Annotated in this window: 19 protein-coding genes; 10 read left to right on the top strand and 9 right to left on the bottom strand. The window is 34.7% G+C overall.

The window, feature by feature from the left end:
- The first annotated feature begins 92 nt into the window (after positions 1 to 92).
- The 7 genes from R2Q59_RS15230 (at position 93) to R2Q59_RS15260 (ending at position 10243) form a co-directional block, all read left to right on the top strand.
- A complete protein-coding gene (locus R2Q59_RS15230) occupies positions 93 to 752 on the top strand; it encodes a TatD family hydrolase (RefSeq protein ID WP_316786094.1) in 660 nt (219 codons plus the stop codon).
- A gap of 41 nt (positions 753 to 793) precedes the next feature.
- Positions 794 to 1588, top strand: a complete 795-nt coding sequence (locus tag R2Q59_RS15235) for a tRNA threonylcarbamoyladenosine dehydratase (RefSeq protein WP_316786095.1) — start codon at positions 794 to 796, stop codon at positions 1586 to 1588.
- 73 nt (positions 1589 to 1661) lie between these two features.
- Complete coding sequence (locus R2Q59_RS15240; RefSeq protein ID WP_316786096.1) at positions 1662 to 4883, top strand: UvrD-helicase domain-containing protein; 3222 nt, start codon at positions 1662 to 1664, stop codon at positions 4881 to 4883.
- A gap of 3 nt (positions 4884 to 4886) precedes the next feature.
- Positions 4887 to 5477 (top strand): hypothetical protein, encoded by a 591-nt coding sequence (locus tag R2Q59_RS15245; protein WP_316786097.1) that lies wholly within the window; start codon positions 4887 to 4889, stop codon positions 5475 to 5477.
- 1 nt (position 5478) lies between these two features.
- Positions 5479 to 8334 (top strand): PD-(D/E)XK nuclease family protein, encoded by a 2856-nt coding sequence (locus tag R2Q59_RS15250; protein ID WP_316786099.1) that lies wholly within the window; start codon positions 5479 to 5481, stop codon positions 8332 to 8334.
- 153 nt (positions 8335 to 8487) lie between these two features.
- Complete coding sequence (locus R2Q59_RS15255) at positions 8488 to 9042, top strand: GNAT family N-acetyltransferase (protein ID WP_316786100.1); 555 nt, start codon at positions 8488 to 8490, stop codon at positions 9040 to 9042.
- A gap of 214 nt (positions 9043 to 9256) precedes the next feature.
- Positions 9257 to 10243, top strand: a complete 987-nt coding sequence (locus R2Q59_RS15260; protein ID WP_316786101.1) for a pyruvate dehydrogenase complex E1 component subunit beta — start codon at positions 9257 to 9259, stop codon at positions 10241 to 10243.
- 310 nt (positions 10244 to 10553) lie between these two features.
- Here the strand turns inward: R2Q59_RS15260 and R2Q59_RS15265 are convergent, their stop codons facing one another.
- The gene (locus R2Q59_RS15265; protein ID WP_316786102.1) at positions 10554 to 11183 is read right to left on the bottom strand and encodes a hypothetical protein; all 630 of its coding nucleotides are present in this window, start codon (positions 11181 to 11183) and stop codon (positions 10554 to 10556) included.
- A 130-nt stretch (positions 11184 to 11313) separates the two neighbouring features.
- Here R2Q59_RS15265 and R2Q59_RS15270 point away from each other — a divergent pair, with 130 nt between their 5' ends.
- Together R2Q59_RS15270 and R2Q59_RS15275 are read left to right on the top strand one after the other, a co-directional pair.
- Entirely contained in the window at positions 11314 to 13599 is a 2286-nt protein-coding gene (locus R2Q59_RS15270; protein ID WP_316786103.1) for a Tex family protein, read from the top strand.
- Positions 13600 to 14589 carry an AAA family ATPase gene (locus R2Q59_RS15275; protein WP_316786104.1) on the top strand — a complete coding sequence of 330 codons (990 nt, stop codon included), beginning with the start codon at positions 13600 to 13602 and terminating at the stop codon, positions 14587 to 14589.
- A 26-nt stretch (positions 14590 to 14615) separates the two neighbouring features.
- Here the strand turns inward: R2Q59_RS15275 and R2Q59_RS15280 are convergent, their stop codons facing one another.
- Genes R2Q59_RS15280 through R2Q59_RS15290 form a run of 3 tightly spaced genes read right to left on the bottom strand, consistent with a single transcriptional unit; the run spans position 14616 to position 17639 of the window.
- Positions 14616 to 15347, bottom strand: coding sequence for a glycosyltransferase family 32 protein (locus R2Q59_RS15280; RefSeq protein ID WP_316770592.1), 732 nt, complete (start codon positions 15345 to 15347; stop codon positions 14616 to 14618).
- A gap of 43 nt (positions 15348 to 15390) precedes the next feature.
- The gene (locus tag R2Q59_RS15285) at positions 15391 to 16116 is read right to left on the bottom strand and encodes a glycosyltransferase family 32 protein (protein WP_316786105.1); all 726 of its coding nucleotides are present in this window, start codon (positions 16114 to 16116) and stop codon (positions 15391 to 15393) included.
- Entirely contained in the window at positions 16113 to 17639 is a 1527-nt protein-coding gene (locus R2Q59_RS15290; protein WP_316770596.1) for a lipopolysaccharide biosynthesis protein, read from the bottom strand. The genes R2Q59_RS15285 and R2Q59_RS15290 overlap by 4 nt, the downstream gene beginning before the upstream one ends.
- 133 nt (positions 17640 to 17772) lie before the next feature.
- Here R2Q59_RS15290 and R2Q59_RS15295 point away from each other — a divergent pair, with 133 nt between their 5' ends.
- A complete protein-coding gene (locus R2Q59_RS15295; protein WP_316770598.1) occupies positions 17773 to 18522 on the top strand; it encodes a glycosyltransferase family 2 protein in 750 nt (249 codons plus the stop codon).
- 34 nt (positions 18523 to 18556) lie between these two features.
- Here R2Q59_RS15295 and R2Q59_RS15300 read toward each other — a convergent pair whose 3' ends face one another.
- The 5 genes from R2Q59_RS15300 to R2Q59_RS15320 all read right to left on the bottom strand — a co-directional run bounded on the left by R2Q59_RS15300 (position 18557) and on the right by R2Q59_RS15320 (position 24034).
- Complete coding sequence (locus R2Q59_RS15300) at positions 18557 to 19471, bottom strand: glycosyltransferase family 2 protein (protein WP_316770600.1); 915 nt, start codon at positions 19469 to 19471, stop codon at positions 18557 to 18559.
- Positions 19472 to 19485: 14 nt separating this feature from the next.
- Positions 19486 to 20106, bottom strand: coding sequence for an acyltransferase (locus R2Q59_RS15305; RefSeq protein ID WP_316770603.1), 621 nt, complete (start codon positions 20104 to 20106; stop codon positions 19486 to 19488).
- Positions 20072 to 21295: a glycosyltransferase gene (locus R2Q59_RS15310; protein WP_316786106.1), complete on the bottom strand. Its 1224-nt coding sequence runs from the start codon at positions 21293 to 21295 to the stop codon at positions 20072 to 20074. Before R2Q59_RS15310 ends, R2Q59_RS15305 begins: the two co-directional genes overlap by 35 nt.
- Positions 21296 to 21396: 101 nt before the next feature.
- Positions 21397 to 22593, bottom strand: coding sequence for a glycosyltransferase family 2 protein (locus R2Q59_RS15315; RefSeq protein ID WP_316770608.1), 1197 nt, complete (start codon positions 22591 to 22593; stop codon positions 21397 to 21399).
- On the bottom strand, positions 22577 to 24034 hold the full coding sequence (locus tag R2Q59_RS15320) for an O-antigen ligase family protein (protein WP_316786107.1): 1458 nt from the start codon (positions 24032 to 24034) through the stop codon (positions 22577 to 22579). Before R2Q59_RS15320 ends, R2Q59_RS15315 begins: the two co-directional genes overlap by 17 nt.
- Position 24035: the final 1 nt, after the last annotated feature.

A 24035-nucleotide genomic window follows, 5' to 3' on the forward strand; every position in this document is an offset into this window, starting at 1 on the left:
GGGGCAAAGATAATAAAGACTACTATTTTTATAGATTATTCACTAATTCTTTACAGAGCTTATACAAATATACAAAAGCTTATCTTTGTAAGGTGATTGAGTTTTTAGACATACATACCCATAAAACGGCCACAAAAACGGGGATTACTAGCATTCAAAGCCTATCGTTAACCAACGATATTTTTTTGGCAATGCCGAAGAAAAAACCCATTTCGATAGGGCTTCACCCTTGGTATGCAACAATCGATAAATTGGAGTTGCAGATGAAATACTTAACGGTTTTAGCCAAGCAGGAGAATGTTAAGCTAATTGGGGAATGTGGGCTGGACAAGCTGAATGGAGAAAGAATAGAAAATCAAATCCTAATTTTAGAAAGACAGATTGAGGTAGCAGAAGAATTAAACAAGCCAATAATTTTGCACTGTGTTAAAGCTTTTGATGAGTTAATAGCTATCAAAGACAGATTGAAAGTTAAAGTGCCAATGATTATCCACGGTTTTAATAAAAGCGAAGAACTTGGAAAGCAACTGGTAGTCAAAGGTTTTCATCTTTCTTTTGGATCTGCAGTCTTAAAAGAAAATTTTGGCGCAGCAAAGCTGATTGAAGAACTTGATAACTTCTATTTAGAAACAGATGATTCGGAAACAACGATTGAAGAAATTTATCACGCAGTTGCGGAACTAAAAAAATGTTCGGTTGATCAGCTTAAAGCACTTATTTTTGCCAACTGGAAAAAATTAAAACTAGTATAATTGTCATTCTGAGCCTGTCGAAGAATCTAAAAAAACTTAATATGTCTGATGTTAAATGGCTTTCTCGCTCTGCGCTACTTTTAGGGGATGAAGGAATAGAAAAACTACAAAGTAAACATGTTTTAATTGTAGGTTTAGGTGGTGTAGGGTCTTTTGCCGCTGAATTTATTTGTAGGTCTGGTATTGGAGAGATGACTATTGTTGATGGTGATGTAGTTGACCCAACCAATAGAAATAGACAGCTTCCGGCTTTAGCTATTAATCACGGTGTAAGCAAGGCCGAAATAATGAAGGAACGGTTATTGGCGATTAATCCAGGCTTAAAATTGAATGTTATTAATTCATTTTTAACTCCAGAGAAATGCCAAGAGCTTTTAGAAAATAAATTCGATTACGTGATGGATTGCATCGATAGTGTAAAACCAAAACTCACCTTGCTAACTTCTGCGCTAGAAAAAAATATTCCAATAGTAAGTTCTATGGGTGCAGGCGGAAAACTTGACCCAACAAGTATTAAAATCACAATGTTGCCCGATACTTATCAATGTGTATTGGCAAGTTATGTTCGCAAGAGATTAAATAAATTACCTAATGCATCTAAAATAAAGGCTGTATTTTCAACTGAAGAAATAATAAAAGATTCATTGATCATGACTGACGGCAGCAACTTCAAAAAATCTGCCTACGGGACGGTTTCTTATCTGCCTGCAGCATTTGGCGGAACTTGTGCTTCTGTAGTAATTAGAGATTTATTGGGTTACCCGATAGAAATGGCCGAACGCCCAGCAAGAATTAGCCATAAAACCTTGCAAAAAAGGAAAGCCAAGAAAAAGTAGTTCTCAATGAATTGTTGAAAATCTAGATTTCTGAACGGATTTAAATTTTGTAAGTTTAATCCGAAAGAAAACTATGCCCAACAAACCACTCAAAATACTTCAAGCTTCTGCTGGTTCTGGTAAAACATTCAGTTTAACGGCACATTATCTCATATTGCTTTTTAGTGGCGAGAATAAATACCGTGAAATTTTGGCGGTAACTTTTACCAATAAAGCAACCGAAGAGATGAAAACCAGAATTTTAGAGGTTCTGGTTGGTTTGGCGAAAGGAGATCCTGCTAGGAAAATTGAAGATTACAGAAAGCTGGTTTTAACAGCTTATCCAAATCTTACCGCCGAAGAATTACAGTTCAAAGCAGAGAAAATTTATCGTAAAATTCTTCACGATTACAGTCGTTTTTCTGTGAGTACCATTGATGGTTTTGTTCAAAAGGTAATTCGTGGTTTTGCTTTTGAGTTGGGGCTAAATGCCGATTATAATTTAGAGATGAATTATGATAAAGTCAAAGATGATTTGGTAAACAAATTAGACGAAGCTTTAGACCACAACAAACAACTTTTACAATGGATTATTGATTTAGCCATTGAGCGAATTAGCGATAATAAAAGTTGGAACTACAAAATTGAACTCTATAATTTAATTGGAGAGATTTTCTCAGAACGCTTTCAGATTTTTGAAACAGCGGTTGAAGAATTAGGCTTAGAAAACATAGATGAGCTTTTCAAAAAATACATCAGCGTTACTAAAGCAGAGATTAAAAATTTTGAAGAAGAAATTATTGCTTTAGCTACAGAAGCTAACGAAGCAATGGATGTTTTAGGTGTTGAAAATGATGACCTAAAAGGAAAATCTAGAAATGGATTAAAGAAAATAATTTTAGTTGCCAGAGGCGATTTTTCTCACCTCGAAACACTATTCAAATATATCGATGAGCCTGAAGAATGGTTCCAAAAAAATGTAAATCTGCCAGAAGTTTATGAAACGATTAATCCTATTCTACAGAAAATAAAGGTTCATTACTTAGCACATTTGCCAAATTACAGTTTAGCCATTGCTTTCAATAAAAATCTGTACTATTTAAGGTTGATGCAAGAAATTGCAGTTCTTTTAAAACAATATAGGGCAGAGAATGATAACTTATTAATCAGCGATGCACAAAAATTAATTTCTGGAATTACAGAAGATGCTGGAGACAATCCATCCTTTATTTGGGAGAAAGTTGGTAACCGATATAAAAACTTTTTGTTCGATGAATTTCAAGATACATCAACCAGTCAGTGGGGAAGTTTCAAGTCGCTTTTAACTAATGCCATTGCTACGCCAAATCCAGATGTTATTGACCACTTAATCGTTGGAGATACTAAACAATCTATTTATCGTTGGCGTAATGGCGATTGGAATATTTTACATAAACACGCCAAAACGGATGTTGGTGCGCACAATGTTTTAGAAGATAGTTTAGCTGAAAATTATCGCAGTACAGAGAATATCATCACGTTTAATAATTTTTTGTATCGTCAAATCCCATTGACTTTACAGAATGAGTTAAATGAAAATTTATTAGGCAAACCCGAAAGTATATCAGCCTGGTGGCAAGCACAAAACTACCAGCAAATAATTACAGATATTTACGGAGCATCCACACAAAATTATGCTCCAAGTACTTTAAAAGGCGGAACGATAAAAATCAAAAAATTTGGTAAAGAGGACGCACCAAACGAAGCTAGATTTACAGAGACAGTTTTTAGGGATTTGGCTTTGGCTGATGTAATAAATGAAATAAACCATCTTAAAAACGAGCAGAATTACTCGTTAAAAGACATCGCTATTTTGGTTCGTTCTAACAGCGAAGCGATGTTAACCGTTCAGCAATTAATGGAGCAAAATTTGCCGGTTTTATCTGGAGATGCTTTGTTAATTTCTAATAATTCGGCAATACAATTAATCATCAATACTTTAAAAGTTCTGATTGGTATTGATGCACAAACCGCATTGTACAAAGCAAATTGTATTGCGTTGTATCATTCATTGCAAGGAAAAGAAGCAAATGCAAATCATTATTTAAACTTAAATGGTGTTTCGCTAAGCAGTTTGTCTAGTGTTCTCCCATCCACTTTGTGCGAAAATTGGCAAAGTTGGTTGCAATTGCCTTTGCCAGAATTGGTAGAGATTTTAATTGAAAGTTATGGTTTAAAAAATCTGCAAGAACATCTTCCATATTTATTGGCATTTAGAGATTTAACAGCTAATGCTAGTCGAATGGGGGAGAAAGGGATTATAGCATTTTTAACGTGGTGGGATGAAGATGGCGTGAAAAAATCTTTGCCATCTCCAGAAGGTGTAGATGCCATACAAATCATCACTATACACAAATCGAAAGGTTTGGCGTTTAGAGCTGTTTTTGTGCCGTTTTGTAATTGGGAAATTAAAGGGAAAGCGAATTCAACTTTTTGGGTTTCATCAGAAGATACGGTTTACAAAGAGTTGCGTGGTATTCCTTTAAAATATACAGAAGACTTATCAAACTCATCAATTTCAAAGGCATATTACGAAGAATTGCTATACAATAATATGGATGCTTTGAATATGCTTTATGTAGCAACAACAAGGTCGAAGGATTATTTATACATCGCCACGATGGCTAAAAAAGAGCCGAAATTATCTACAATGGGCGATGTGATTAATCTAACTTTTGATTCTGATTTCGATGAGAACAATTTGTATGCGATTGAAGATTATGTGAAGATTGAAAACAAAGTTGAAGAGTCTAATTTCATCAGTTTAGCTACTTATCCAACTACAACTCGATTATCTGAATTATATGTGCCATCTGAAGAGAAACATTTAAGGCATTTGGTTAACATTGAAAAATCTGGCAGAAAAGGTTCGTTGTTGCACGATATCTTGGCAAATGCAAGTACAGAAAAAGAAGTTGAGACTTACATTACCGGATTAGTTTTACAGGGAATTGTACAAGATGAAGAGCAATCAGATTTAAAATCAGCTGTGCTAGAAGTTTTAAATAATGCAGACCTGAAAGCAATTTTAAGCAAAGCGACAGAAAGTATAACTGAGAAAAATATTATTGATGCTAAGGGGAAATTGCATCGACCAGATAGAGTTTTAATCACCGATGATGAAGTAATTATTTTAGATTATAAATTCACCTTAGAAGAGAGCGATAAACATATAGAGCAGATTGATAATTACAAAAATTTGTTATTGGCAATGGGTTATGAAAACGTTAAAACCTATTTATTTTATGCGATTAGTGGAAAGTTAAAATTGGTATAAAGTATGAAGAAATTGAAAAATATAGCTTTACAAATAGGCTTATGTATTATTTTATTTTTGCTTATTAAATTATTTAAACTGGATTATTTTGGAATATATATTATTATTTCTCCTTTCTTCGCTTACGCACTTTTTGACTACATTAAATATAAAAGAGGAAGTGTAGGCTATATTGCTTTTCCAAGAGAAGATGATAGTTCTTCACAAATGATTGCATTAATAATGGGAGTTTTGATGACAATAACTGCAATTTTTTATACAGAATTAAATACCCAAAAGTTATTGCTTATTTGTGCTGGTTCTATCATTTTTTTAAATGGTATTTTTATGATTCCAAGCATAAGGTTAAGTATTGCAGAGGGAAACATAACAATAACTGGTTTGGATAATCAAATTGCTCTTAATCAAATCAACTCAATAGAAATTTTATCAGATAGGATTGTTATTAATAAAATGGACGAAAAAAAACATTTAGTCCGGTATCTCGAGTTAAGCCCTAAATACTCGGATATTATTGAAGCATATTTATTAAAGCATACAGTTCAAACGAAAATAAAAATTGCTAATAAAACTTCAAGCTTAACTTCTATCTAATATGAAACCATTTTTACAAGAAGTTGCTGAAGATTTGATAGTGAAGTTTGGTTCGCAATTGCAGCATTGTGCCATCATTTTTAACAATAAAAGACCATCGGCTTATTTGCAGAAACATTTGGCAGATATTATCCAAAAGCCATTTTTTAGCCCGTCTTTTTTTACTATACAAGAGTTTTTTGCAAACGCTACAAAATATAAGATTGCCGATTTTTACCTGCAGTTTTTTACTTTGCATAAAATCTATAATCAGTTATTGGTTGAAGAAAAGCTAGAAACCATTTCTAGCCATAAATTTTTTCCATTGGCCAAGATTATTTTAAGTGATTTTAGTCAGATAGATAGCGATTTGGTTGGTGCAGAAAAACTGTATCAAGACCTAGAAGATATTTCCATCATCAATAAAGAGTTCGATTATTTAAGTCCAGAGCAGTATGAATTCTTAGCTCAATTTTGGACTTCTTATTCTGAAGGAAAACATAAAAAACAACAAGAACTTTTTATAAAGATGTGGCGCAGAATGCCAAAGCTTTATCACAAGTTTCACGAAACATTAAAAGCGCAAGGTTACATTACAAACGGTCAAGCTTATCGCCTGTTGGCAGAAGGAAATATTAACCAGCAAGAGTTTCTAAAAACCTTCGAAAAAGGCAAAATTGTGTTTGTTGGTTTTAATGCTTTAAGTAGTGCTGAAGCCAGAATATTTACACAATTGCAGGAAGCAGAAAAAGCGTTATTTTACTTCGATGCTGATGAATATTATTTGAACGACCCATTACAAGAAGCTGGTTTATTCTTGCGAAAAAACATCAACCAGTTGGGCTTAAAAAATGTGTTCGAAAACCAAATAAGTTTGATGAAAACAGCTGAACATTCGGTTAATGTTTTCAAAGTTCAAGGGCAATCTGCACAAGCAAAAATTCTCAATAATATTTTAACTGAAGATTATGAAAACTCAGCAGATGTTGGCTCAACTGTTGTTGTTTTGGCTGATGAAAGTTTGCTCATCCCAACTTTACAAACCATACCTACAAATTACAATGGAAATGAAATCGACTTAAACGTTACGATGGGTTTTGCATTGGCTACATCTAGCATTTTTGGCTTGGCAGATTTATGGTTAACCAGTCAGTTAGAGGTTTTGCAAAACAATGTTGTTTCCTACAAAAATGTAGAAGCTTTTATCACGCATCCTTTATCTGGCTTAAGCCAAAAGATGAAGGATAAAATTCAGACGGCTTTACTAAATGAAAACATTGTAGAAATAGAACATCAAAGATTGTTAAAGCAAAGCGGATTGTTTGAAGTTTTCTATAAAAAGATTGATAAACCAGAAAATGTTGTCACTTATTTATTAGAAGTTCTCTATTACGTTTTAACTCGTTTATCAAATGCAAAAACTTTAAAGAAAATTGATGCAGAATTATTCGTAAAAACTATTCAAGAGCTGAATAGGTTACATGATACTTTTGGAAAACACATTGCCAACGAAGAAATTCCTTTTGTTATTTATTTGGTTCAAAAATCGTTACAGGCAATTGCTGTTCCTTTAGCTGGCGACCCGTTAAATGGTATTCAAGTAATGGGGTTATTAGAAACCAGAAATTTAAATTTCGATAAGGTTGTTATTTTAGGCTTTAATGAAGGAATTATCCCTAAATCATCAATCGGAAACAGCTTTATTCCAGACAGCATAAGAAGGGTTTATGGCCTGCCAGTATTAGAAAATTTAGATGCAATTTCGTCTTATATGGTCTATCGCCTATTACAGCGAGCAAAGGATATCAATTTTGTCTATAATAGTTTAACAGATGAGTCTACTTCTGGTGAAGCCAGCAGAATTTTGAAACAATTGGAGTTTGAAAGTGGCTTCGGCTTTAAATATAATGAGCTTAACCTCGATGTAAAAACAGAGCCGTTTAAGGAAGTTAAGATTGAGAAAGCGGGAAACGAGTTTATTCAGAGTGCATTACAAGTTTATTTGGACAAGAAGAAATCACTTTCCCCATCTGCTTTAACACAATATATTTCTAATCCGATAGATTTTTTCTTCAATTATATTGCTGGCATTAAGGAGCCTAAAGAAGTTAGCGCTGTTGTAGAAGCAAATGAAATTGGCTCGGTTTTGCACAAGGTGATGGAATATTTCTATCAAGATTTAAGAGTGGCAGAAATTACTGCAGAGCGGATAAATGAGCGAAGGAAGTTGGTTCCTGCATTTATTCAAAAAGCCTTCAACTTTGTGATGTTTAAAAATCCTGATAAGGTGTTGGAGTACAAAGGAATGCAAAAGGTAGTTTTGGCCATTGTTGATGCTTACGTAACTATCATTTTAGACCAAGATGTAAAACAAACACCTTTCAATATCATCAGTTTAGAACAAAAAGTGGAAGCTGAAATTGCTTTCCCACTAGACGGTAAAGAAGCTAGTATTAAGATTTTTGGTTACATAGATAGGGTTGATGTTAAAGATGGAGTTACAAAAATTATCGATTACAAAACTGGTAGCGATAAATTAACTTTTAAAGATATTCCAGAGCTTTTTAATTCTGATGGAAAACACATCAATAAGGCACTAATCCAAACTTTACTTTACACTTATGCATACGAGCAATTTGCAGGTAAAACTTGTGTAGAGCCAAATCTTTATATCGTTAAGACAATGAATAAAGATGGAATTTGGTTTAAATCTGGCAGACAAAATTTATCTGGAGATTACCTCGAAGAAATTAAGCCAGAATTCTTAGCAGAGCTGAGAAAGAAACTAACAGAATTATTTGAAGCCCCATATTTCGTGGCTAGTGCCATTCCAGATAATTACAAATATTCTATTTATAAGACTTTGTTTGGAAAGTAAATAATATGTAAAATGGGAAATGTAAAATGGAAGATGTGCGATAGCTACTTTGACAAACTTATAGCTCAAAATCCAAATAGTTTGTCAAAGTTTAAGAATAGAATAACTTTGACAAATTAATAACTAGTCGCATATAAATTTGTCAAAGTATAAATGCTTCAACTCAACTTTTCAACCTTCCCAAACTTAGAAACAGAAAGATTAATTCTTCGGTCTCACGCTATTTCCGATGCAGAAACCTTATTCGCATTACGAAATAACGAAGATGTGATGAGATTTATCCATAGAGAAAGGCAGAAAACGGTTAAAGAGATTGAAGATTTCATTTCAAGCTTTAACGAAGGTTGCAAGCAAGGTCAACAATTGGCTTGGGTAATTGCCTTAAAGGAAAATCCAAAGCAAATGATTGGTTCCATAGGTTATTGGAGAACAAATTTGGCAAATTATAGAGCTGAAATCGGTTATATGCTTCATCCAGATTACTGGCGAAAAGGCATAATCTCAGAAGCATTAATTAAAACAATTGATTTTGGATTTAATGAAATGAAACTGCACTCAATTCAAGCTAATATAGACCCTGATAATGATGCATCGCGGCAGATTTTAATAAAACACGGCTTTGTTAAGGAAGCTTATTTTAAAGAAGATTTCTATTTTCAAGGTGAATTTTTGGACAGCGAGATCTATTCATTAATAAATAAAGCCTAATTTGGCAACTACGCCATTTTCTATTATAGCATACGATGGCAATATCATTCATTTTGGAGAGTATATTTCTGAAAAAGAGGAATAAAAGAATACGAATTTAGCCTAACAAAGAACATAATTTTGTGTCACAAAATATTTAGTGAGCGTAAGTAAAACAGACTTTATAATTACGATGTAATAGTTATATTTGCGCTTGGTAATTTTTGAATAAACAATGAGAGAGATCCAATTTAGAGAAGCACTACGCGAAGCATTAAGCGAAGAAATGCGTAAAAACGAGAACATTTATTTAATGGGCGAAGAAGTTGCGCAATATAATGGTGCATACAAGGTTAGTCAGGGTATGTTAGATGAGTTTGGCGACAAACGCGTTATCGACACGCCAATTGCTGAGCTTGGTTTTGCAGGTATTAGTGCTGGTGCAGCAATGAATGGTCTAATTCCGATTGTAGAATTCATGACATTCAACTTTTCATTGGTTGCAATTGATCAAATTATCAACGGAGCTGCGAAAATTTTATCAATGAGCGGTGGTCAGTTCTCTTGCCCAATCGTTTTCCGTGGCCCAACAGGTAACGCTGGTCAATTAGGCGCACAGCACTCTCAAAACTTCGAGAACTGGTATGCAAACTGTCCAGGATTAAAAGTGGTAATTCCTTCTACTCCATATAACGCAAAAGGTTTATTAAAAGCAGCTATTAATGATCCAGATCCAGTTATTTTTATGGAATCGGAGGTTATGTATGGCGATAAAGGTGAAGTTCCTGAAGGAGAATATACTTTAGAAATCGGTAAAGCACAAGTTGTTAAAGAAGGTACAGATGTTACTATCGTAACTTTTGGTAAAATGTTAACCCGTGTTGTAAATCCAGCTGCAGAGGAATTAGCTAAAGAAGGAATCAACGTAGAAGTTATCGATTTATTAACAGTTCGTCCTATCGATTACGCAACTATCATCAACTCTGTTAAGAAAACAAATCGTTTGGTAATCGTAGAAGAAGCTTGGCCATTGGCTTCAATTTCTTCTGAAATTACTTTTAACGTTCAAAAAAATGCATTTGATCATTTAGATGCGCCAATCTTGCGTGTTACTTGTGCAGATGTTCCACTTCCATACGCTCCAACTTTAATCGCTGCTAGCTTACCAAACGCAGAAAAAGTTGTTAAAGCCGTTAAAGAAGTAATGTACGTTAACAAATAGTATCGAGTTTTGTCACTCTGAGCTTGTCGAAGAGTCAAAATAAATACAAATCCTCTAAGTTTTCTTAGGGGATTTTTTTTAGGAGGTTTGTCATCCAGACTTGTGCCGATCCGATAGCTATCGGATTTATATCGGTAGAGCAGCGAAGGATCTATAGCGTAGAGTTAGAAAAGCAAAATCAGAAGCCATTGGTTACGATAGCCCCGCTTTCCACTACAAGTCCTCGCTACGCTGTGGGCTGTGCGTTGCAATCGGGTTTAGAGAACAATGGTCTGTGCTACTATGAACCATTTCAATGCAAATCTCAAAACTAGGCAATCCAAATATTTTCTTCCTTTACAAAAACCCAATTCCCATTCTTTTTCTCAGCATATACAACATTTCCCACTCCCCAACCTCTAGAAGTCCCAATTAAAATATATTGCTCAAAGTAATAACAAGCTTTATTTTTTTGCTTGTTAAAAACCACTCTACTAAAAGTTAACGTTCCATTAAAATCCTCGTTCTTTTTAAGAGATTTATCATCAGAAATTCGATAAGAAATAGAGTCAATTGAAAAATTTGCTTTAAGAGATTTATGTGTTCTACTTTGTAATAACTGGTAAATCGAATCGGGATTGATTTCTTTATTAGTCCTGACTTTCGGACTAAAAAATCTGAATGAATTAATCGAAAATAAGCTGTCTTCTGCTAAGAATAAATGTTTGCCAGCTCTTAATGCCGTATCATTAGTAATTTTAAATTTTGGTGACCCTGCAGGAGGAAAGATTGGTCCAAATCTCATCATATCGTGATGGTCATTTTTAGACATTGCATAGGTTGCTTTGTAAAAAGTGCTGTGTATCACTAGAATTTCTTCTTCCATGTTTTCTATTTTAGGTTGTTGGGTACAGCCAGAAAACAAACCAACAGCGATAATTAAAATAAATATTTTACTCATATTATTAAAGATGTTGATTTACATTCGTTTCCACAATGATATTTTAAATCTGTGAAATCATTTTAATCCCTGCCTGCCGGCAGGCAGGTCTGAAATAATCTTCTTAAATTAGCCTCCTCTAAAACTAAATATGGATACACATTTTCAAAGCATTGCAAGCGCATTAAACATCTCTATTAAACAAGTGAGTGCAACATTAGCCTTATTAGATGAAGGCGCCACTGTACCTTTTATTTCTCGTTACCGTAAAGAAGCAACGGGAAGCTTAGATGAAGTTCAAGTTGCTGCAATAAGAGATTTAGCACAACAACTACGCGAACTTGATAAACGCCGGGAGGCTATCTTAAAATCGCTTACAGAGCTTGAAAAATTAACGCCAGCTTTAGCCAAACAAATTAATGAAGCTAAAACCATTACTGCTTTAGAAGACATTTATTTGCCTTATAAACCTAAACGTAAAACCAGAGCTTCTGTGGCTAAAGAAAAAGGTTTAGAGCCTTTGGCCTTACGCATACTATCTCAAAGTAGAATAGACCCAGGACAAGAATCTGCAGTTTATATCAATGATAAAAAAGGTGTTGCCAATCAAGAAGAAGCGCTAGCAGGAGCTAGAGACATTATTGCCGAAATGATTAGTGAAAATACCGAAGCCAGAACTAAAATGCGTAATCACTTTATGCAAAAAGCAACTTATAAAACCGTTTTGGTAAAGGGAAAGGAAGAAGCTGGGATTAAATATAAAGACTATTTTGAGTGGGAAGAAGGTGCTAAATCGGCTCCATCTCATCGTGTTTTGGCAATGTTGCGAGGCGAACAAGAGGGATTTTTAAAACTAAATGTACTACCTCCAGATGAGCCAGCTATAGAATTATTAGAGAACCAATTTATTACAGCAAGAAATGCTTGTGCAGACCAAGTTCAATTGGCAATAACAGATGGTTACAAAAGGTTGCTTCGCCCTGCGATGGAAACAGAATTGAGAGCAACCATTAAACAAAAAGCCGACGAAGAAGCTATTAAGGTTTTTGCAGAAAATGCTCGTCAGTTATTGTTGGCAGCTCCAATGGGGCAGAAAAATGTATTGGCAATCGACCCAGGTTTTAGAACAGGTTGTAAAGTAGTTTGCCTAGATAAACAAGGGCAGTTGTTGGTTAACACTACAATCTATCCACATACCGGACAAGGCAACTTAAAAGATGCAGCTTGGCAATTAACTCAGCTTTGCGAAAAACATCAAGTTGAAGCCGTCGCCATTGGCAACGGAACTGCAGGTAGGGAAACAGAAACCTTTGTGCGTGGCTTAAAAATTCCAGATGTGGTAATAGTAATGGTTAATGAAAGTGGCGCATCTATTTATTCAGCATCGCCTTTGGCAAGAGAAGAATTTCCAACACAAGATATTACAGTGCGTGGTGCGGTTTCTATTGGTCGTAGGTTAATGGACCCACTAGCAGAATTGGTAAAAATCGACCCAAAATCTATTGGCGTAGGCCAGTATCAACATGATGTTGACCAAAATAAATTACAACAAAGTTTAGATGATACCGTAATGAGTTGTGTAAATGCAGTTGGGGTAGAATTAAATACGGCATCGAAACAAGTATTGGCTTATGTTTCGGGTTTGGGAGATACTTTGGCGCAAAACATTGTAAATTATCGCAATACAAACGGCGCATTCAAGAATAGAGAAAGCTTAAAAAAGGTTCCACGTTTGGGCGATAAAGCTTTTGAGCAAGCTGCGGGTTTTTTGCGTATCCGCGATGCGAAACAGGTATTAGATAGGAGTGGAGTTCACCCCGAACGTTATGCTTTAGTTAACCAAATGGCTAAGGACTTAGGCTGCACTGTTGATGATTTAATCAAAGATGTAAACTTGCAAAAACAAATCAATTTACAGCGTTACGTAAGTGCTGAAGTCGGCTTACCTACCTTAACAGATATTGTAAAAGAGTTAGCAAAACCTGGTCGCGACCCACGTGAGCAATTTGAGGTTTTCAGCTTTGCTGAAGGTGTAAACTCAATGGAAGATTTGAGAAAAGGAATGAAGTTATCAGGAATTGTAACCAACATTACCAATTTTGGTGCTTTTGTAGATATTGGCGTTCATCAAGACGGATTGGTTCATACAAGTCAGCTAGCCAATCGTTATGTGGCAAATCCGAACGATATAGTAAAAGTAAGCCAAGTTGTAGAAATAACAGTGGTTGATGTGGATATAGCTAGAAAGAGGATTTCGTTGTCAATGAAGACTGAGGAGAGCGTAAAGACTAAAGCTGAAAGACCAAAGTATTACGAGCAGAAAGATAAAGAGCAAGGAGCAAAAAACTTCATTCCAAAACCTCAGCAGCAACCAAAAAAAGAAGCAGAGGGTGATTTACAAGAGAAGCTAGCGAAGCTGAAAGGGATGTTTAAATAATTGGCACAATTAATTTCACCTAAAAGAGGACTTGTAATTGGCAAGTTTATGCCTATACATAATGGGCATATTGCACTCATAAACTTTGCGAAATCACATTGTGATGAATTGATTGTATCTATGAGTTATACAATTAATGACGCCATTGATGCAGAGTTGCGCTACAATTGGATAAAGGAAATCTTTAAAAATGAACCAAAGATAAACGTCGAACTTATTTTAGATGATTTTGACGTAGAGGAGCTGCCTTTGCCAGAACGGACAAAGGTTTGGGCAAAAAAAATGGCAGCAGTTTATCCGCCAGTTGATGTGTTTATAAGCTCTGAAAAATATGGAACTCCTTTTGCAGAGAATTTAGGAGCCGAGTGCTTAATTTTCAATTTGGAAAGAAATATTGTTCCAGTTTCAGCTACACTAATAAGAAATAATCCTTTTAAATATTGGGACTTTATACCTGAAGTAGTAAGGCCTTATTATGTGAAGAAGATTTGTTTTTATGGACCAGAGAGCACGGGGAAATCTACAATGGCTCAAAAAATGGCTGAACTATACCAAACCGAGTGTGTGCCAGAAGTTGCTCGGGAGCTAATTACTGATAATAATTTAACAGCGGCCGATTTCATAAAGATTGCAGCTGCACAAAATCAAAGAGTAATAGATAAAACTAAAACAGCCAATAAGATTTTATTTTGTGATACTGATATTATCACTACTCAAATTTATGCCAAACATTATCTCGGAAATCATCTCCCAGAATTAGATGAATATGAGAAAGTTATCCAGTACGATCAATACTTTTTATTAAATACTGACGTGGCTTGGGTGGCAGATGAATTAAGAGATTTAGGCGATAAGAGAGATGAAATGTACGCAGTGTTTAAAAAGGAATTGGTTGATAGGAACATCAATTTCATCTCAATTGAAGGGAATTATGAACAACGAGAAAGCGCAATCAAATTTTTTATTGATGACTTGTTAATTAGTCCATAATCCTGAACAAGGAAGTAAAGCGCCAATTACTTTTTCGACTTAATATCTCGGTATTTTTTAGATAGGGAATTTGCTACTCTTTTGCCGAAAACTAGATTTGCCAGCTTACCCATAAAACTATATTCATTATGCAACCATGATGCAGCAAAATGGTGTATACAAAATGTATTTGGTGTAATGGTTGTTTTAAGAGTCATCCAACTTTTAGGATAGAAATAATCACTTGGATAAATAGTGCAATAATTTGGCAGTCGTTGTAATGTATTGTCGTTCATTAACTGCTTTTTTTGCTTCATTATTTTGGTAATGGTTTCGGTAATTGGATTAATGTTTAAACCACCATCTTCTAAATAAAAGCTTATCCCATTATAATAATCCAATAGATCATTAATCCACTCTCCATTTTTTTCGCTACCCATAATTCCAGCGGATACCAATCTATCTTCAAAACCAGTAAAAGCCACATCATTTAGCATTTCTTCAGCTAAAGGTTTGATAAACTCTATATCCGTATCCATATAAATGCCACCTTTATTTTTAAGTACATAAAGTCGGCAAACATCAGCAACAAATGCAAATTTGTTCTCCTTATATGCTTCTTGAGCATATTGGTAACTGTTTACATCAAAGTTGTCCTCATTCCAAAGGATAATTTCGTATTCAGGAAGATATTTTTTCCATGAATCAATACATTTTATAGTTAAGTCGGGCATTTCTCCTCGTCCAAACCAGCAATAATGAATAACCTTAGGGATCATCAGTTATTTGTTTTTCAGTTATTGAATAGATTATTAATTTTTGTTAGATCTTCCTATACTTTGCAGCCCAATAATTTGCACCTCGTTTACCTAAAAAGAGATTAGCCATCTTGCCTAGGAAACTATGCTCAGCGTTGCCAATCCATGAACCTGCAAAATGATGTATACAATAAGTATTAGCAGTCTTTTTTATTTTTAAAGTTTTCCAACTCTTTGGGCAGAAATAATCACTAGGATAAATGGTGCAATAATCTTCGATTTTTTTTAAAGTATTGTTAATAACAACACCTTTTTTGTCTCTCATGAATGCTGTAATAATCTCGGTATTAGGATTGGTGTCAAAACCACCATTTTCTAGATAAAAGCTTCTATCTACATAATGAGGAAGAAGATCGTTAATCCATTTTCCGTTTGGTTCGCTGCCCATGATTGCCGATGATAGTAAAAGATTGTCTTCAAAACCTGTAAAGGCCTTATTTTGAAGTATCTCATCATCGAAAGGTTTGACGAACTCTACATCGGTATCCAAATAAATTCCTCCCATGGTTTTAAGCGCATAGAGTCTACAAACATCGGCAACAAATGCAAACTTTCTTTCTTTATAAGCCTCAGCTGCAAAAGTGTAGCTGTCTAAATCAAAATTATCTTCATTCCAAACTATGATTTCGTAATTGGGAAGATATTTTTTCCATGATTCAAGGCACTTCAGTACTAATTCTGGCATTTCGCCACGCCCGAACCAACAATAGTGAATGATTTTAGGGATCATAAATTAACTTTTTGTCTTAATTTTTTAAACATACCTGTTATAGTTATTAAATCAAATTTCATAAACAAGGTAATAATCAACAATACTGTTCCAATGATTAAACCATTTAATATTAGCGTAATCCATGAGTGGATGTCTATTAAATCAAGCTTTCTCCAGCCATAAGCAACTGCCAGTAGCGTACAAAAGCCTAATAAGCCTTTAATGATTTTGATGAAAAAATACCATCGGCTTTGCTTTAAGCAATAAGATGCATATAACGGGGTAAAGGTTAGGTGACTAAATACACCACTGATCATTGCTGCTACTGGGATGGAATAAATGCCTAATGAACTATATAAACACAATAGAATAACCAAAATAAAGTTGAAAACAGCTATAAAAATGCCCCAAAAAGATGCAATTTTAAGTTTGTTGGTAATCACAAAAACGTGATATACAGTTTCTACTGTACCATGTACGATAAAAGGTACTAGTGTTATGATTGAGAGGATATGAAGTGCGTGGGCATCTTGCGTAGGCAACCATAATCCGAAAAACTTATCGCCATAAACAAAGAAAATAGATAGAGGAACCAATACCACTAAAAAAATAGCTTTAAACGATAAATTGAGATTCTGTTTTAGCTTATCCATATCATTCTGAGCGTAGGCTTTTAACATTTCTGGCAGAAATATAGGCACAATAATGCCTAGCAAAATTTGAATGATATTAGGGATAAATTTAGTGAGCGATAGAAATCCCATACCTGAAGCTCCAAAAAAATGGTTGGCAACAAGTAAATCTAATTGTGTGTTTATCACATTAGAAAGCGCCAATACCGAATTCCAAATACCAGAGCCTATCAACAGCGTAAGCGCACTTCTAGAGAAAAAAGACCAATCAATATGGATTTCTGGTAACAGTTTTCTGCTTATTCGATAATTTGCATAGAAAAGATATAAGGCTGTAACTACTGTAACCACTCCTAAAAAATAAATCCTAGGCGTAAAAAAGTAGAATAAAATGATAATGAACAGAAGCTTTAAAACATTCGAAATAATGTTGATCACCGCTAGTTTATCAAATCTGTTTAGCGCAAAAGCTGTCACGGAAAAAACAGCTGAAGAGACGTTAATAATTAGGCTTAGAAAAATGAAAATAAATAGCAATCGTACATCGTACAATAAGTTTGCTGGTATGTCTAGTATGTTGTTAATGAAGATGCAGAATATGGCACTGATTATTATAAATCCTAAAGAGATAAGTAGGTTTCCGAATAACACAGAGTTAAAAAAAGTATTCACTTCTTTGATATTCTTCTTCTCCAAACTGATAGTAATGTAGCGGCTCGACATTGAGTTTAATGATGTGGTTATAATGCCTGCGTACATGATGAAATTGTTAGAAAGCGGGAAAAATCCGTAAGCTTCTTTACCTAAATGACTAACAATATAAGGGGTTAAAAAAAAGGAAATCCCAGCTCCAGAAAGGGCGCTAAAGAAATTGGAAACTAAATTAATTACGAACCGTCGTTTATCCATAAATTATACATACTAATGTAATTGTTTTTATTTAAACGATAGATATTAACTAATAATTAATTGCTATTTTAGTGATGATTGAATCTTTTTGATTCTATTCCTACTATTTTTGAGAAGATTTAAATAGCACAAATTGGATCCACTTATATCAATTATTACACCTTGTTATAATTCAGCAGATTTTATAACACCTACCATCAATTCGGTTATTGATCAATCTTACACAAACTGGGAACTGATTGTAATAGACGATCATTCTAAAGATGAGACATGTAAAGTAGTAGAAGAATTTGCTAAACAAGACCCTAGAATTAAGTTAGTTAGGCTTGAAAAAAATGGGGGAGTTGCTAATGCCAGAAATGTAGGTTTATCGACAGTTAAAGGAAAATATGTTGCTTTTTTAGATAGTGATGATATTTGGTTAAAAGATAAACTCTCACGCCAAATTGGGTATATGGAAGAAAAAAAACTTCCGATGTCTTTCTGTGCTTACAACAGGATTAACGAAGAAGGAAAAATAATTTCTAAGCTAATTGAAGTTCCGAAAAGCGTAAACTACAAGCAATTACTATCTCACAATGTGATTATATTTTCTACCTCCTTGACCTTAACAAGTGCAATTGGAGAGTTGAAATTTAAAAAAGTTGGGCATGAAGATTGGATCTTTTGGCTCGACTTATTTAAAAAATGTGGTCAAGGTTATGGAATAAATGAGCCCTTAGCTTTATACAGAATCCGAAGTAATTCAGTTTCGTCAAATAAATTAAAAGTTATTGGTTTTACTTGGAAGATTTTAAGGGAAAGCGAAAAATTAGGCTTGATGGAATCTATTTATCACTTTACAAAATATGCTTTTGCAACGGTGCTTAAACGTCTAAAATAGGCTAATCTCTCTTGCTACATGTGGTAAAAATAAATCACTTTATGCTAAAACCAAGGTTAGTGCTACTCTTTGTATGTGTGAAATTCCAAAGAAGCCCTTTAAATATCCATTTTGCTAAATCAAATCGTTTCCTTAAAATTAAATTTAGGGCTGCTTTTGGACAAGCGATAAGAGTGAAATAAGTTGAAAATAAAATTGTGTTAGCCCAACTCGTATTTTTTCTGATGAACAACATCCGATTACGAGTCATAAAATACGTTTTTATAGCACTTTCCTTACCAACACTTACAGACTCCTTGTGATAGACATAGGTGCTTCCAGTAAACCAAATTTTCTTGCCTATACTTTTAAATTTCTCACACCAGTCCAGCTCTTCATAATATAAGAAGTAAGATTCATCCATTAAGCCTGTTTTCAATAAATCCGCTTTGCGGCACATCATCGCCGCTCCATGGCAAAAGCCTGTTTCGTAGCTTTGATTGTCGTATTGGCCAGTGTTTTTTTCAAAACTGCCTATGTTTTCATTTCTGGCAGTTAAATAATTCATCGGCGTATAACCAGCATACTGAATTAAATCTTTTTGATCGTAATAAAGCAACAAGGGAGATAAAAGTCCTATTTTTTCATTCGTTTCCATTTCAGCAATCATTGCTTCTAAACAACCTGCTGGTATTTCTGTGTCGTTGTTAAGCAGGAAAACATAGTCGCCCTTTGCTTTTTTTAACCCTAAATTATTGCCACCAGCAAAGCCTAAATTGGCTTTAGACTGGATGTACTTAATATTATCGAAATGAGGATGGAAAATGAGCTCTTGGTTTTTCTCAGCTCCATTATCTACGATAATGACCTCAACATTTTTTGCACTATAAGATTTACTGATTGATTCTAGCAATGCTATAGTTACCTCAGTTTGATGAAAATTAACGGTAATGATAGAAGTTAAAGCCATTTGTTGTTAAATATCTAAACAGATTCCCATACTTTTATCTCAAAATTATACTTTTTAACCATCTTGGCAGGGTTCCCAACGTAAACGCAAAACGGAAGTACGTCTTTTGTAACTACACTCCCTGCACCAATAATAGAATGTTTGCCTATAGTAACTCCTGCTGTAATAACCACGTTCGCCCCAATCCAAACATCGTCGCAAATTACTATGTTTTTAGCGTTGAAATGTTGTAATAATGGTGGTAAGCTAACATCTTCGAAATTATGGTTCAAGCCTGAAATGATTACATTTTGTGCTACCATCACATTATCTCCAATAGTTAATGGCCCAATTAAAACATTGCTCACACCAATAATGGTGTTATTGCCTATATGGATGTCGCCGACACCATTGTTTATGGTGCAAAAATCTTCAATAGTAGCATGATGACCCAAATGAAAGTCATTAAATGGGACAACATCAATACGGGTACGATTTCGAATGATGCTACCCCGACCTCTTTTATGAATAAAAGGGTTTACAAACCATTTTACCCATAGTCTTGGACGATGTTCATTTGTAGGAATGAGCATCCAATGAGCTAGTTTTTTAAAACTAGGCTTAGCTTTTATCCAAGACGAGATGCTTTGCGACATGATCTATTGCTTTATAAATTTCTTCTGCATTTTTCTCCCAAGTATGTGTGTTTGCAAATATGATACGGTCGTTAGCTAAATCTGGGTTGTTTTCTGCTAAGGCCTTTTCCGCCAACTTTACATAATCTTCTTTTGTTTCTGCAATGTAAATGTAGTCTTTAAAAATGCTAATAGCTTCAGTTTTTGTTGCTATGGTCGGTTTGCCCATCGCTAAATATTCATCTATTTTACGTGGATAGTTACCGATAGTTAAAGGATTAACTCCTTGTGGGTTTAAACAAATATCAAACCCCTTAATGTATGCTGGTAAGGTTTCAGGTTTTTTAGCCCCTAAAAAATATACATTTGGTAAGTGATGTAATCTACTCTTCTTAAAATCTTCATCTTCTGGACCAACTAAAACTATACTCCATTCTGGTTTAGTCTCTGCTAAATGAATTAAGATATTCTCATCAAGCCTTATGCTTAACAAAGCGCCAACGTAACCCAATATCGGCTTTTTAATCGTCAATACGTCCTCTGGAATTTGAACACTTTCGTCATTTTTAAATGTTTCGAAATCACAGCCTTGACCTACATAAAATGAGTTAGGATTATATTGTTTACAGTAGTTTGCCAAATAAACAGAATTTGCCACACACAAATCGCTCTTTTTTATTAATTCAGGCTCTATAGTTTTACCATGACGAGCCCAGTAAGGCGTGGCGATCATATAATCTCTAGAATAATAAACACTTAGGGTAGGGCTTAAAAGTTCCTTTAGATAGAAGCTACGGAAAATATCATTATCATTAAATAAAATGAAGTTTTTAATATCTAATTTGCTTATCGCCTTTTTAATGCTATTGGCGTATCTCTTACTGTTGGTTTTATTCAACAAACGAAATACAGCCGTTATTTTGATCCAGTTAATAGATTCTAAGATTACATCTGGATAGTAAACCCATAAATTTCCATCTATTTGTTCAAGGCCGTCTTCCTTGCCTTCAATGATACGCATCCGTTTTTTTACACCTTCGGTATGGCGCTGTTCAATTCCTGTTCTACGATCTAAAGGTGCATTAACATATAATACACGATTATGCTTGCTAAACTCTAGTGCCAAATCTTTACAATTGCTTCCAATGGATGTGTCCCAAGGTTGTTGGCCAACAATAACTATGTCTCGATTTTTTAATAAGGGCATCATTATTATAGATTACGTTTTATTTTTGTAGGCATTTAATCCTTTGATAAAGCCAAGGACACCAAACAACAGGGCTGGAATTGCAAGCAGTTCTAATGGCATGATCAATTTTTATTTTCTATGTTTTTATTACGGTGTGGCGTTACCATAAATGATTTTTTCGCTTTGCCGATGCTAAATAAGGCAATCACCATTCCAAACATTGCTCTTGGTATTTGTAGCAAAGCGATGTAAAGTCTTTCGTCGGCGTAAAATCTTCTAGGTACCGAAATTAATAAGGTTAAGCAAATGCTGATGAATAGTGAAACCCAAAATGTTCTTAAAGGACCAAACGGGTTAAAAAAAGATTGAATGGCCATTAAGAACAACAAACCTAATAGGAGAATTCGTGGCATTAAAAAGGTTTGTATTGTTTTGTTAAAAAACTCCACATTCCCCTTGAATAGTTGCACAAATCCTTCAAAAGCATACTTTTTCAAAAACTCTATTTGAGATGCAATCCACCTTGTGCGCTGTTTGGTAAACACAGCAGCATTTTCTACCTTTTCATCGTATACATAAACGTCATTCAAATAGGCTATGCTAACTTTGTCATTAGCGATCATAAAATCTAGTTGTTTGTCTTCTCCAACAGTTTCGCCGATATTATTCAGTAAGCTAAGCAAATACCCATAATCAAAAGCCATACCTGAGCCGATTAATGCAGGAGATAGGCCAACAACCGCTTGTCCTTTGCGATAAATATGATTGTTAACCTCTTCATTACAAGCATCTAGAAATGCAAAGCTACTATCTATGTTTTTTGCTGTTCTGTGAGCTTGAACTACTTTATTCCCCTGCTCAAATGAATGGTTAAGGTAATTTAAACAATCGTTACTCATTACATTATCTACATCCAGTATCATTGCGATATCGAAACCCTTATCTTTAAGCTGGCTCATTGCAAATTGTAACGCCTTCCCTTTGGTACTTTTCTCAAAGAAAACTTCTACTACATTTGCTCCCAAATTTTTTAAAACAGCATTGGTTTCAGGTAATAATCCATCTGCAATAACAATCACCTCAAAGGATCCATTATACTGATGGTTTAATGCTGCTTTTACACTCTCTATAATTACAATGTTTTCTTGATAGGTTGGGAAAAGCACAGCAATTTTCTTATAATTTATAGCAGTTTTCTGAGATTTAGGAAGCGAAAATAATCCCGCAATTGCAAAAAAAGCTAAATAAATGCAATTGAAGAGTAGGTAAATACCCAAAATCCAGAACAAGATGTTGATGATACTATAAACTATTTCCATCGGCTTTAATTTGTTTTGACTGATTATCTAACCACGGTGCAATAAATACAAATGACCATGACATAAACATAATTGCTGAAGATGGCATGGCATTCATTACTTCATTCCCATAACTACAAATAAAACAACCTACCGTTCCTGACGTTAGTGCAATTGCTTTTACTCGGAGCTTGGGGTCTTGGAGTTTCCAAACTATTCCACTGCATTTACCAATAATATAACAGGTAAAGCCCATCCAAATCATTACACCAACTATGCCATACATCACCCAAACTTTAACCCAATAACTGTCGGGTTGTATATTGGCAATCGGTTTATCGGCATTGTAGGTAATTCCATTCATTCCACTCATCCCTAATCCCGCACCAAATGGTAAGTCTTTTAATATGTAGGCTAACTTTTTTTGATTGTCTAATCTAACATTTAGCGAAGCATCTTTAGGATCTAAGGCGCTACGGAAACGGCGAATTTGGAAAATTTCATCGCCGATGGTGGTATATTTCAACACGCCAAATCCTGCCATGGCAAAGGCTATCCCTACAATTAGTACCTTAAAGTTTTTGCTTAAGAAAAGCGCATAAGCTATACCAGATGCCAATGCAAATAAAGCACCTCTTGTTCCAGATATGGCCATTCCATAAAGAAGGAATAAGGCAATTAGCCCAAAAATCACTTTTTTAACAAAGCTGAAAGGACCAAGTGCTAAGGTTAATGCAATTACTGCGATTATTGCTTGTGAGGCACCAAACTGACCCGCATCTGAATACATAGAGAATACGCGGAGCTTGCCATCTAAAATATGAGTAACATCATTACCAGAATTTAACCATTGCTGCTCGCCGCTAGAAACACCAAGGTAAAGTTGTTTCATACCGTATAAAGTAGCGAGACATGAGAAGAACAAAACAAATGTTATAAAACGGTTTAAATCGGCCATTTTATTAAACATTAGAAATACCAATGGCGCAATAAGCAGCCAACTTAAAGCGGTGAACCTGAGTTCATTAAACCAGCCTGTTAAACTAGCTCCACTAGGATTTAGAATTTGTAAAAAGCTTATTGCAAACCAAATTACCGATAACCAAACATGTTCATTTCGTAAATTACGCCAATTGAATTTGTTCATATTTACCAAAATGCTACACCAAGTAAGCAGTAGTATGGCATCCATGGCAAGTCCGACAGGGATATTTAAGAACGACTTCACTAAAAAGCCTAGGATAAAACAGTAGCCAAAGTATATCCAGAAGGCTAATCGGGGGTTGTTAAATAGCGATACCAGAAAGGTGCCTAGTCCAGCAGCAGCAATAACAGCCGCGGGTCCCAAGATCCCATACCTAGCGGTAGAGCTTGCTATCAAAATGGATAGGCTCATCGATATCAAAAAGAAAATTACTTTTTTTTTATTATCGATAATATATGTGTTTAACTTTCTAAGCATT

The organism is Pedobacter frigiditerrae, from assembly GCF_032678705.1.
In the GTDB taxonomy this organism is placed as follows: Bacteria; Bacteroidota; Bacteroidia; order Sphingobacteriales; family Sphingobacteriaceae; genus Pedobacter; species Pedobacter frigiditerrae_A.

Coding starts and splice junctions, on each gene's coding strand:
- R2Q59_RS15290 (WP_316770596.1), bottom strand. CDS start 17,639: ATGGATAAACGACGGTTCGTAATTAATTTAGTTTCCAATTTCTTTAGC.
- R2Q59_RS15255 (WP_316786100.1), top strand. CDS start 8,488: ATGCTTCAACTCAACTTTTCAACCTTCCCAAACTTAGAAACAGAAAGA.
- R2Q59_RS15240 (WP_316786096.1), top strand. CDS start 1,662: ATGCCCAACAAACCACTCAAAATACTTCAAGCTTCTGCTGGTTCTGGT.
- R2Q59_RS15235 (WP_316786095.1), top strand. CDS start 794: ATGTCTGATGTTAAATGGCTTTCTCGCTCTGCGCTACTTTTAGGGGAT.
- R2Q59_RS15270 (WP_316786103.1), top strand. CDS start 11,314: ATGGATACACATTTTCAAAGCATTGCAAGCGCATTAAACATCTCTATT.
- R2Q59_RS15315 (WP_316770608.1), bottom strand. CDS start 22,593: ATGGAAATAGTTTATAGTATCATCAACATCTTGTTCTGGATTTTGGGT.
- R2Q59_RS15280 (WP_316770592.1), bottom strand. CDS start 15,347: ATGATCCCTAAGGTTATTCATTATTGCTGGTTTGGACGAGGAGAAATG.
- R2Q59_RS15320 (WP_316786107.1), bottom strand. CDS start 24,034: ATGCTTAGAAAGTTAAACACATATATTATCGATAATAAAAAAAAAGTA.
- R2Q59_RS15310 (WP_316786106.1), bottom strand. CDS start 21,295: ATGATGCCCTTATTAAAAAATCGAGACATAGTTATTGTTGGCCAACAA.
- R2Q59_RS15285 (WP_316786105.1), bottom strand. CDS start 16,116: ATGATCCCTAAAATCATTCACTATTGTTGGTTCGGGCGTGGCGAAATG.
- R2Q59_RS15300 (WP_316770600.1), bottom strand. CDS start 19,471: ATGGCTTTAACTTCTATCATTACCGTTAATTTTCATCAAACTGAGGTA.
- R2Q59_RS15245 (WP_316786097.1), top strand. CDS start 4,887: ATGAAGAAATTGAAAAATATAGCTTTACAAATAGGCTTATGTATTATT.
- R2Q59_RS15260 (WP_316786101.1), top strand. CDS start 9,257: ATGAGAGAGATCCAATTTAGAGAAGCACTACGCGAAGCATTAAGCGAA.
- R2Q59_RS15305 (WP_316770603.1), bottom strand. CDS start 20,106: ATGTCGCAAAGCATCTCGTCTTGGATAAAAGCTAAGCCTAGTTTTAAA.
- R2Q59_RS15265 (WP_316786102.1), bottom strand. CDS start 11,183: ATGAGTAAAATATTTATTTTAATTATCGCTGTTGGTTTGTTTTCTGGC.
- R2Q59_RS15250 (WP_316786099.1), top strand. CDS start 5,479: ATGAAACCATTTTTACAAGAAGTTGCTGAAGATTTGATAGTGAAGTTT.